We start from the raw sequence: 11,649 nt of genomic DNA, 5'->3' as shown, positions 1-11,649 counted from the left end.
GGCGAAGGCCGGCTCGTACAGGTTCGACTGGATGACCGCGTGGTTTTCCGCCCACTTGATGTCCAGATCCTTCGGATTGCCTTCCAGCAGCCGGATCAGGTCCCGGGGAATATGCTCCGCCGGATACCGGTTCGGGTATCTCGAGCAAGCGCAGGCCATCGAGGACCAGTCGTGCAGTCCGGCTTCGATGCGGACCAGTTCCAGTGATCTCATTATTTCCGCCGTTCGAAATTCGCCTTGGCCCAGGGGGCGTGGGTCTCGCCCTCCAGCGGAGTATCGGAGCCCTGGATGCCGTCGATGAACTGATCCGGGTTGGGGAAGTCCACCTGGCACTGGTTGCACACCTTCGCGGGCTTGACCACGCGGTCGGTAGTGCCCTTCACCTTGTCCACAAAGACCGCATGCGTGAACACTACATGGGTGGGGTCTCCGCCCAGCAGACGGACCACGTTGCCCTCGGCACAGTACGCGCGCCCCGGCAGGAGCCCGCCCGAGCTGGCCATGGCCATCTGCCCGGTTCTCGTGTCGATGCCGCCGACGAACGCGCGACCCCTGATGGAGCGCTGGTACTTCGATTCCGTTTCTTTCAAGGCGAACTCGACGACCCTGTTGTTCAGGTCCTCGAGGGCATCCCCCAAGAACTTGTGGCCGCTGGGCGGCAGAAGGGACTGGGAGAAGTCGAATTCGCTGCCCGGACGGCGGTCCCGCAGCTTCGCCGCTGGGAAACTGTCCCCCCACTTCGGGCCGGCCGTCTTGGTGGCCTTGAGGATCTTGGGCCCCTTGGTCGCGAACTTCGCGCCCGCGCTGGCGGCGTTCATCGCCATGCCGGCCCCGGGGAGGATCGGCATCAATATCTTGGTGATCGAGTAGGACCACCGGTACGCCCTGCTCGTGGAAGGCTTGCCGCCGAGGTCCTTCAGGAACTGGGTACCGCTGAAGGGGCCGGGATTCTCGCGATCGTTCTTGATCTTGCGAGCGCCCTCCCAGTCGCCGACAGAGGCGTGCGCGGCCTCGTTTATCTCGGAGACCCAGTCGATCGCCCCGTGGTACGCGCCCTTGGCCACGTCCTTGGCGCCCCGCAGCAGACCCTTGAGGCTCCAGAGCCCGGACGGGTCGCTGTTGGCGAGCGGGTTGTTGTTCGCGTAGGTGTACCCGTTCATCTGGAGCGGGTCGGTGATGTCGACGATCGGGTCGGCGCTGATGAACCGCCCGTTGGACGCCTCGTACTCGCGGGCGCCGATGTGGGTCAGGCCGGTGCTGCTGTCGTTCCTGCCCGAGCCGAGGAAGGCGCGGGCGCCGGGCCAGGTCGTGGCCATCGCGCCGCGCTGGTTGCCGTACGGGTCGAACTTACGGCGCGTGACGGGCTGTCCGGCCTTTTGGTCGACCGCGACGGTGGCCGTGTTGTGGTGGTCGGTGAGCAGGGTCGTCAGCCTGTGGCCGGTCGCCTTGCCGCCCGTCTGGCGCAGCGTGGTCGGCGCACCGGGGGTGGTGTAGCCGCGGATGGCGTCGACGGCCTGGCCCGCCTTGTTGACCGTCACCTCCGTCTCACCCAGGTAGAGGGTGCGGGAGCTGCCCGTCTCCTCGATCAGCCGGTTGCCGTTGGCGTCGTAGAGGTAGGTGGTGGCGTTGTCGGCAGGCGTCCACTTCTGGTTGGAGCCTCCCGCGCAGGCGTAGACCAGCAGGTCGGTGCCGTCGGCGTCATTGCCGTTCGGAACGTCCACACAGGCGTTGGCCGCCGCGTTGTACAGGGTGTTGTCGGCCGGACGGTGGACGAACTTCTGGTCGGTGCCGCCCTTGCAGGTGGACAGCACCGCCTTCCCGTTCAGCGCGGTCAGGCACTTGTCCAGTGCACGGACGGTGTCACCGGTGAACTTCCACTGCTGCGCCCGGGTCTCGTTGCAGGTGTGGAGCTGGACGGCGGTGCCGTCCACGCCGGAGGCGCCGTCGACGTCGAGGCACTTGCCCGACAGACCGGTCACGGTCACCGCGCCGATGCCCGGGCTGGTGGCCGAGGTCAGCTTGTTGCGGCGGTCCCACTCCAGGGCCTGGGTGTTCCCGTCGACGGTGCGGGTCTTGGTGTTGCCGCCCGCGTCGTAGGTGTAGGAGGACTGGGACAGCAGGGTGGAGCCCTGCTTCTTCTCGACCTTCGTCAGGGCGTGCGGCTTGGTCTTGACCACCGGCTGGGGACCGGGGGTCTCCACGCCGTAGGTGTAGGTGGTGGTCGTGTCCAGGACCGGGTTGGTCAGGTGGTGGTCGACCAGCGAGGTCCGGTTGCCGGTCGGGTCGAATCGGTAGGACTGCCAGTAGCCGTCACCGTCCGGGCCGGCCGTGACATCGGCCGGGGTCGGGCCCTCACAGGCCGCCGTCTTGCCCGTCCACGCCTCCGTGAGCTGACCCAGCGGGTCGTACGCGAAGCACTGCCGGTCGACCCGGTTGCCCGGCTGGGTGTCCGTGATCGAGGTCGGGTTGCCGACCACGTCGTAGGCGTAGCTGAGCTGCGAGACCCGGTTGGGGCCGCTTGTCTCCCGGTCCGCGGTGGAGTCCTTCAGGCGGCCCGAGTTGCGGTCGAACAGGTTGGTGGTCCACAGCCGGTTCGGGGCGCCGCCGGAGGTCGTCCGGAGCACCTGCCCGGACGGGCTGTACACCATGCCGGAGGTGTACCAGAGCAGGCCCGACTTGGTGACCAGGGAGCCGTCCGCGTCGTAGCGGCTGATGAGCTTCTCGGCCGCGAGGCCGCCGGGGGTGGCCGGGAGGGTGGTGGACTGGATCTTTCCGGTGGGCGTGTACGTCGCCCCGTAGGCGTAGGTGCCCGCCAGGCCCTTGGTGGCCGGCCCGTCCGGGATGGTGACCTTGGTGCCGGTCGGGCGGTACTCCGCGTCGTAGCCCGTCACCTCGGAGGTGAAGGCCAGGCCGTTGTTGTACCGGGTCGCCGACACCGGGTAGCCCTTGGCGCCGGTCAGCGTGTCGTACGTCCAGGAGGCCACCTTGGGCCCGTCCACGCTGTCCTCGACCGTCGAGGTCGCGCGGTCCAGGACGTCGAAGTGGGTGAACGTCTTGCGTCCGGCGGAGTCCTCGGTGGAGACCTGCCGGTCGAGGACGTCGTACCCGTAGGTCGCGATGCCGGTGGCCGGGTCGTTCACCCCGGTCATCCGCCCGCGGGCGTCATAGGTGTACGTCCACTTGTTGCCGGCCGGATCGGTGACCTTGGACAGCTGTCCGCGCGCCCCGTACTCGTACTCCGTCTTGATCCAGGTGGTGAGGTCGGTGGCCGTGTAGTTGTGGGTCTGGGTGGTGCGGTCGAGGGCGTCCGTCCAGGTCTTGGACGCCCGGCTGCCCTTCAGCGGGGTGGTGCCGTCCGCCGACATTCCGGTCCGGGTGAGCGTCCAGTCGCCCTCGAACCGGGTCACGGTCGAGTACTGCGGCACGTCCTCGAACAGCGTGGTGGTGCGGACCGTCCGGCCGAGGCCGTCGTACGCCGCCTTCGTCGAGTTGGGGACCTGGAAGACGGTCTCCGGGACGAAGATCTTGGTGGCCGGCTCGCCCTCGGCGTAGTAGCCGTTGTTGGTCTGCCGGGCCGTGCCGTTGGCGTTGTACAGGGTGTCGCTGATGATCCGGCCGCCGCCGAGCGCCTCACCCTGGGTCTGCCGCCGGCGCATCAGGCCGTCGTAGATCTCCACGGAGGTCTGGTAGGTGCCGTTGTCCCGCAGACGGCGCGTGGTGACGGTCGGCGGCATGTTCGCGTCGAACTGGTACTGGAAGGTCGCAGCGGCCTTGTCGGTGGCCGGCTTCTGCGAGGGAGTCCAGACGGCCGCGTTCCGGCCGATGTCGTCGAAGGTCTTGGTGACCTTCCGCCCGTTGGCGTCGGAGGTCTCCAGGTCCGTGCCGCGGCCGGGGTCGGTCACGGTGGTCGTGGAGTGGCCCGCGGCGTTGGTGATCTTGGTACTGAAGACGGTGCCGGTGGCCGGGGTGAAGGTGACGGTGTCGGCGTTGCCGGCGGCGTCCAGGGACTTCACGGCGCGGCCCAGCGCGTCGTACTCGGCACGCTGCTCGGTGACCCAGCCGGTGCCGGCCGCGTCGAGGGTGTCGATCTGGAACGCCAGGCCCTTGGCCGGCTCGGAGCCGAACGCGTTCAGGGCGTCGTAGGAGGTGCGGCTGTCCGAGAGCACGGCTCCCGTGGCGGCCTGAGCGCAGTCACCCGCCGTGTTGCGCTCCCGCTGGGTCAGCCCGACCAGGTGCTTGGCGGTGTTGTGCACGTACGTGTACGTCGTGCAGGTCTGCTCGCTCGCGTTCCAGCCGCCGGTGCCGTTGGGCGTGAGCACCTCGGTCTGGTTGGTGAGCAGCGAACCGTAGCCCGGGTCGAAGGTGGCACGGGTGCGTACCTTGCGGGTGCCGCCTCCGCTCGTCGACTCGATGGCCTCGGTGCGCTCGGTGCTGGTGCGGAAGGCCTCCAGCGGGGTGGTGCCGTCACGCGTCCGGGAAGCCGTCTTCTGGCTCCACGGCCAGTTCAGCTCACGGCTGTCGACCGCGCCGTCCGCCTTGGTGTACGTGATCGTCTCGGCGATCTGCCCCTGGTGCTGGAGCAGGTCCTCGCCGAGTTCCTCGGTACCGGTGGAGTCCTTGACGGTGATCTTCGGGCGGCCGGCGTCGCCGGACATGCCGCGGAAGTAGCGGGTGCGGGTCTGGGACTGCTCGGTGGCGTCCGCCTTGCCGGCGTTGGCCGTCACACCCTTCTTCACCACCACCGACTCGTAGCCGCGCCACTCGTTGTACGTGCGCAGCTCCGGCTTGGTGAACTCGTCGGTGCTCTTCGCCCAGGCCGGGTCGCCTTCGTAGGTGTAGCTGGTGGTGACGTCGGGCTGGCGGGAGACGCGGTCCTTCGTGACGACCTTGTCGACGACGTACTTGTTGAACCACTCCAGCGGCGGCTTCTCCAGATCCGGGTCCGGGGACCAGTGCGCCGGCATGCACCGGCTCTTGTTCTCCTCCGGCTTGGGGTGCGAGGTGCCGACCGGGCAGGGAGCGGAGTAGTCGACGTAGATCTCGCCGCCGGACTCGGTCCGGACGGTCTCCACGCGTAGGCGGTCGAAGTCCGGGGTCGCGTCGTTCGCGCTCTTCGCGACGCGGTTGGGCATGTCGACGACGTTCGCCAGGAAGGAGACCGGCGGCAGCACGGTGCTGTTCTGGTTGCCGCCCGTGTCCTTCGTGGTGCCGTAGCCGGTGCGGGTGACGGACTCCAGCCACAGGGGCGGGTGCGTGTCAGTACGCTGCTTGGGGAACGACTGCGTCAGTGACCAGTGGTCGACCTTGGACAGATCGGTGGAGCCCTGGGTGCGCTGAGCCCAGGTGGTGACCGCCGTCAGTCGCTTCCGGGACCAGAAGGTCGGCGACGCGTTGTAGCAGTCCTTGACGTCGGCCTTGCAGTGCAGGGTGCCCGGGGTGTCCCACCAGGCCTGCTTGTCACCGTAGTTCTTGGACTCGAACTCGGTGTCGGTGCACTTGGTCGAGCCTTCCTGGACGCAGCGCTCGGCGACGGTGAAGTCGACCCGGGCGGGCGGGACGGCGGACAGGTTGCTCGTCCGCAGGCCGTAGGAGATCTGCGTCGGGTATCCGCCACGAACGTAGGAGACCTTGTCGGCGTTCTTCTCCTGGGACTTCTCGTTCGCCGCGTAGCGGTTCTTCTCCTGTGCCCAGTCGATGACCATGGCGTTGCCGTGGACGTCCTCGACGAAGTCGAGGTTCCAGCGCCAGGCCTGGCGGCAGAAGGAGTTCGCGTAGGCGGCCTGGTGGCAGGGCTCACCGGAGTGGTTGCCCACCACCGGCACCGTGAACACCGAGTTGGTGACCGCGCGGGTACCGGCGCCGTCCACGTCGTGGAGGCCGAAGTGGTACTTCGTGCCGTCGCGGGTGGTGACGACCCAGTACTCGCCGTCCTTCGCCCCGTTGGAGCCGCCGGTCAGGCGCTCCACGCGCGCGCCGTCGTCGGTGGCGCTGACCCACTTGCCGGTCGCGGCGTCGTGGACCAGCTCGGTCGTGCCACCACCGAGCGACATCACGACGCTGTCGCCGGCCCAGCACAGGTCGCTCTTCTTCTTGTCCGTGGCGTTGTCGTTGTTCGGCTTGCCCGGGGCGGCCTTCAGGTCGTCCGAGCAGGACCGGTAGCGGCGCTCGACGAAGCCCGGCTCCCAGTCCCAGCCGTCACCGATCCAGGACGCCTGGCCGTTGGTCACGGAGGTCTTGCCGTCGACGGCCTGCGAGGAATAGGCGAACGAGATCTTCGGCGCGGGACCCGCGGGCGGCGCCGGAGTCGTCAGCGGGTAGTTCCAGGAGAAGCCGCCGCCGCTGCTGCCGGCGGTCCAGCTGCCGGAGGGGGAGAGGGAGGTGGCCTTGTAGGTGCCGCCGGCACCGGAGGCGGAGTCCGTCGCGGCCAGCACGGTCGGACCGGCGCCGCCGCTCAGAGCCATCGTGCGCAGGCCCTGACCGGGCGCGGTGGTCGGGTCGACGGTCGCGCGGACGGTCCCCGTAGCCGGATCGTTGCTGCTCGGAATGTCCTTTGCAATACCGCACTCGGGAAGGTCCGGCGTAGTGAGGAAGCACGAGGGGAGCTGCTTGAGCTCCAGGCGGGTGGCCCATTCGGTGCCGTACAGGTCCTCGAACTGCTTGTAGTCGAGCTGCACGTCGACCGGGGTGGACCCCTCGGCCGGAGGCGTGACCTTGATGATCGCGCCGTCGATGCCGGCCGCCTCGGTGGCCGTGCGGGCCTCGACCGCCACCGACCAGGTGCCGGTGGGCGCCGGCGGGGTCGGGTCGGTCTCGGTGGGAGAGGCCTTGCCGATACTGACGGGCAGACTGCCCGCCTGCACCAACTGCGCCCCACCTTCAGGGGTCAGGGCGACATTCGCCGAACCCCCTGCCGGGGGAGTCACCTTGGAAGGCTCGTACCCGGCCGGGGGCTGTACCGGGACGCCGGCCCAGCCCTCCAGCTTCGCGGCCTCCACCTTGTCCAGCTTCGCCTTCAGGTCCTCCTGAAGTCCCGGCAGCTCGACTCCGCTGCGGTTGCCCGGCGGGGCCGCCCACGCCTGGGCGGGCAGAAGTGTAGCCAGCAACACAACGGAGAGCGTGACTCCGGTGCGCGCCATGTGTCTGCGCGCCTTCCCGTTCCCGGGTAGGCGCAGATTTCTCGCCGCAAAGGGCGACATGTGTACCCCCATACCGCTGCCGTTTTGGGTGTCAGGCACCTCGAACGGCAGGGATTGACAAACTTAGAACCGTCACCGCGGCAAGTGCGCCTAGATGACAGGGAACTGATCAGTAGCCACGTGATTCTGTGGCCCTGCCTGTCCTAAACACCACTTCGGATATCCCCGTGTGGCCTTAATCACCTGACGGTCTGTATACCTGGGGACGATCTACCCAAATGGGTTGCGGCGGGGGGTGGTTGGGGTGTCCCGTGCGCGTCGGATGGCTCATGCTCAGCTCGCGCGTTCATCGCGCGACGGCCGAGCGGGGAGCGAACCCTCCGCCTCTTGGGCCGACGGTCGAATCACAAGCAAGTACCGAGGGTTGCGGAAGTGTGCACCCGAGGGGGGAGAGAACAGAAGACATGGCTGTCAGTGAATCCGTGGATCCCAGTCCACCAGTAGCCGCCACAGAAGTGGAAGTTGTAATTCCAGGGCGTCCTTGGTTCAGGCGCCGCAAGGCCCTGGGGGGTCTGGCTGCTCTGCTGGCGGTGGCTGTGGCGGTGCCGGTCGGTGTGCAGCTGGGCGGGGGTGAGAAGCCGAAGGAGAAGGGATCCGGCGGGGCGAGTGGTCCGGTGGCGGCGCCGCAGGCGCGGAAGCTGGCTGCCGAGACGGGCAAGGACGTCGAGGTGACGGCCGACCGGAGTGCGAACACGACGACGTGGGCGCAGCCGGACGGTCTGTTCAGGAAGCGCATCTCCAGCTCTGCCGTCCGGGCGAAGGTCGGTGACGCGTGGAAGGCGATCGACACCGATCTGCAGCAGGTCGAGGGCGGGTTCGCTGCGAAGGCGGTGAACGGGTCTGTCGTCTTCAGTGCGGGAACGCCGGGTGCCGAGCGGTCTTCGCGGGGTGTGGTGCGCTCCGCGCTGGCGGTGGATGTGCCGGGTCAGGTGTGGACCGAGCTGGTGCGTCTGAATGTCGACGGGCATGAGATGACGGCAAGTTGGCCGGGTGTGTTGCCGGCGCCGGTGATCGACGGTCCGCGGGCGTTGTACGAGAATGTGCGGCCGGGCATCGATCTGCTGATGACGGCTCAGGACGAGGGCTATTCGCATCTGCTGGTCATCAAGGACAAGCAGGCGGCCGCGGACCCGCTGCTTACGGAAATGAATTACCGGCTCGCTTCGCCCGATCTGCAGTTCCAGCTCGATGCCGAGTCCGGTGCGATGTCGGCCCGGAATGCTAAGGGCGAGGAGGTGGCGGGTTCTCCGTCACCGTTGATGTGGGACTCGTCGGGCAAGGTCGCCACCACCGACGACGTGCCCGCGTGGAAGCCTCCGGCCGCGGCGAAGAAGCACCCCACTCTGGGCCTGGCGGGCCTGGCCGGTGCGGAGCGTGCTCACCTGTCGGTTGCCGCAGCCACCTTCAAGGACGGCACCCTGTCCCTGAAGCCTGACGCCGCGCTGCTGAATGCCGCGGACACGGTGTATCCGGTGTTCGTCGACCCTTCGTACAAGGGTCACAAGCATGCCTGGTCGCTGCTCTACAAGACGGCCGGTGGTTCCAGCTTCTACAACGGCCAGAATTACAACGCGTCGGGCACGAACGAGGCCCGCGTCGGGTACGAGTCGGATTCCGGCGGTACTTCCCGTTCGGTGTTCAATTTCTATTTCGGCCCCGAGCTGTACGGTGCGGGTATCCAGTCGGCGAGTGTCCGCGCCCTGCAGACCTATTCGTGGTCGTGCAGTCAGAAGGCCATGGACATCTACTCCACCCCGTTCGTGTCCTCGTCCTCGACGTGGAACAACACCACGGGCTGGTGGGGAAACAAGGTCGCCACCGAGATGGCCGGCTACGGCTACAACTCCTCCTGCCCCGACAACTGGGTCGCCCCCGACATCAAGGGCCTGGTCACCCAGGCCGCGAGCGCCAACTGGGGCGCGCTGTCGCTGGGGTTCAAGGCGCCGAACGAGTCGGACTCGTACTACTGGAAGAAGCTCCTCGCCAACGGTGAGAGCGCCCCGTACATCGAGGTCGTCTACAACACCCGGCCCGACATCCCGGTCGCGTCGAACATGAACACCTCCCCGGGCGGCCCGTGCCTGACCAGCGGCACCGGCACCAGCATCGGCAAGACGGACGTGTCGTTCCAGGCCAAGGGCAGCGACCGGGACGGCAACCTCAAGCAGGTCCAGATCGAGGTCTGGGACGCCGAGTCCGGAACCAACGTCGCCAACGAGTGGCTGTGGCCCAACAGTGAAGGAGTGGTCACCAAGTCCGTCCCCTGGGCCTCCTTCACCTCCGGCCGCAAGTACTTCTGGCTCTCGCGGACCCAGGACTGGGACGGCTGGTGGTCCGCGGGCTCCGGTCCCCTCGACTCCGGCGGCGGCGGATGGTGCACCTTCACCATCGACCACACCGCGCCCGCCAACCCGGCGGTCACCTCCGCACACTTCCCGCTGCCCGGCCCCGACGCCGCCCAGTGGAGCGTGAACCCGGCCTCCACGCCCGACCAGGTCGTCGAGATCCGCGGCAACGGCACAGCGGCCTCCACCATCCGCGAGTACCAGTGGTCCCTGAACAAGCCGTCCTGGGAGAACAAGGCCGTCCCAACCAGCGGTGACCTCGCCTCCGTCAAGCTCCAGGTCGACACCGCCGGACCCAACGTCCTGTACGTCCGCACCGTCAACCAGTCCGGGAACATCTCCGTCCCCACCGAATACCTCTTCTACGTCAGCCCCCGCACCGGCACCGACAAGCCCGGCGACGTCACCGGCGACCACTTCCCCGACCTCCTCGCCGTCGACAAGGACGGCAACCTGCGCACCTACGCAGGCGACAAGAACGGCGACACCGACGCGTTCATCCCCGGCGCCGTCCAGGACGGCAAGCCCGTCGCGCCCGGGCACTTCAAGGATGCGGCCTCCACCATCCCCGCCCTGATCGGACACGCCACCGACTGGCACCCCGGCGACGGCATCACCGACATGATCGCCCGGATGCCCGACGGAAAGCTGTACATCTACCCCGGCACCGGCACCGGCCAGTTCGACGCCGGCCGCCGGATCGAGATGCAGCTCCCCGCCTCCGCACCCGACCCGGCGACGTTCCGCCAGATCGTCGTCTCCGAGGACGTCGACGGCGACGGGCTGCCCGACCTGTTCGCCCTGGACGCGGACGGCTTCTGGGCGTTCTCCGGCTACACCGGATCCAGCTTCGCCTCCTACCGCAAGATGGCCACCGGCTGGGCCGCCCGCGACATCGTCGGCGTCCGCGACATCTCTGGCGACAACATTCCCGACCTCCTCTTCCGCGACAACGCCAACGCCAACCGCACCATGGCTCTGCGCAAGGGCAAGGCGGGCGTCAACGGAGGCGCGGACCTGACCTCCCTGCAGTACGCGGCGAACGCGGAAGGCGGCGTCGACTACACCTACGCCACCACCGCCTGGACCCGCACCGACTGGCCCAAAATCCTCGGCACCGAGGACAACACCGGCGACGGCATCCCCGACATCTGGGGCGTGCGCGTCGACGGATGGCAGTTCTACTACAAGGGCGGCACCACCACCTACGGAGAACCCACCGGACGCGACGAGGACAACTGGAACACCTTCCTCACCATCGGCTAGCCGACACCGTCACCACTCACGCACGACACAGGCGCCCTCCCCGAACAACACCGGGGAGGGCGCCCGCCCGTTTCAGGTGAAGGAGTCATCGTTCTGCGGTGCGGCGGACTGGCGGGGGATCGAAGGTGGCCGGCGCCGCGGAGCGTGGCCGAACTGCTCGGCCTGCATCGCGTACATATAGGCGTACCGGTCCCACCGAGGGTGGCCACGCAGGCGCCGTGTGGTCCCCGCTGTGCGCTGCCTGCAGCCGGCGGGACTCCCCGTCCTCGATGGCCTCCGGCTCCACGGCGACGGAGGCGCTCAGGCACTGCTCGTAGGCGGCCCGCTCCACCTTGGGCTCCAGCCGGCCCGCGGCCGCCGTGGAACGGGAGGCGAGTACGGCCTCCAGTACGGCGGCGAGCGCGGGCAGGCCCGCGTACAGCCGGTCGGCGGCGCTCCCCGCGCCCAGGAGCGTACGGAGCACATCGCTGATGACGAGCAGCCCGACGGCAGCGGTGACCCCTTGACCCGCCTCGGCGGCGGCGACGCCGAGCAGGGCCAGCCGGTCGGTGTCCCAGGCGAGGCGCAGGGTCCCGCCGACCATGCGGGGCATGGAGCGCAGGGTGGTCAGCAGCCGCCCTTCGAGGCGGGCATACGCGTGGTTGGACCAGCTGGCGTCGTAACGTAGGGGCAGGATGACACCGTCGAGCCTACGCCTGCACTGGATCGACACCCTGCAGACCTACCTCACCGGCGGCGCCGGCGATGCGGTCGTGGAGAAGTCGCTTGCCACCATGCAGGCCCCTGCCCGAGACGCTGACCCACTCCCCGGACGAGTGCGCGAACCGCGTCGACTACCAGCC

At 68.4% G+C, this 11,649-nt stretch carries 4 protein-coding genes; 1 reads left to right on the top strand and 3 read right to left on the bottom strand.

Annotated features, from left to right (window positions below; translation table 11 throughout):
- Both ACWGIU_RS15590 and ACWGIU_RS15585 read right to left on the bottom strand, forming a co-directional pair.
- Window positions 1-213 (bottom strand): hypothetical protein (locus ACWGIU_RS15590; RefSeq protein WP_453706070.1); only part of this gene is annotated, 213 nt, incomplete at its 3' end.
- Window positions 213-7,136, bottom strand: a complete 6,924-nt coding sequence (locus ACWGIU_RS15585; protein ID WP_453706068.1) for a ricin-type beta-trefoil lectin domain protein — start codon at window positions 7,134-7,136, stop codon at window positions 213-215. The genes ACWGIU_RS15590 and ACWGIU_RS15585, both read right to left, overlap by 1 nt.
- 590 nt (window positions 7,137-7,726) lie before the next feature.
- Between ACWGIU_RS15585 and ACWGIU_RS15580 the strand changes: the two genes are divergently transcribed.
- Window positions 7,727-10,807, top strand: a complete 3,081-nt coding sequence (locus ACWGIU_RS15580) for a hypothetical protein (protein ID WP_453706066.1) — start codon at window positions 7,727-7,729, stop codon at window positions 10,805-10,807.
- Window positions 10,808-10,892: 85 nt separating this feature from the next.
- Here the strand turns inward: ACWGIU_RS15580 and ACWGIU_RS15575 are convergent, their stop codons facing one another.
- Complete coding sequence (locus ACWGIU_RS15575) at window positions 10,893-11,519, bottom strand: hypothetical protein (RefSeq protein ID WP_453706064.1); 627 nt, start codon at window positions 11,517-11,519, stop codon at window positions 10,893-10,895.
- Window positions 11,520-11,649: the final 130 nt, after the last annotated feature.

The sequence above is a fragment of the Streptomyces sp. NPDC054840 genome, assembly GCF_053611065.1.
The sequence above is the reverse complement of the archived record's forward strand: the minus strand, read 5'-3'. Positions and strand labels throughout refer to the sequence as shown.

Bases quoted from the DNA above. Each gene is read 5' to 3' on its own strand.
- ACWGIU_RS15585 (WP_453706068.1), bottom strand. From the start codon at position 7,136: ATGGCGCGCACCGGAGTCACGCTCTCCGTTGTGTTGCTGGCTACACTT.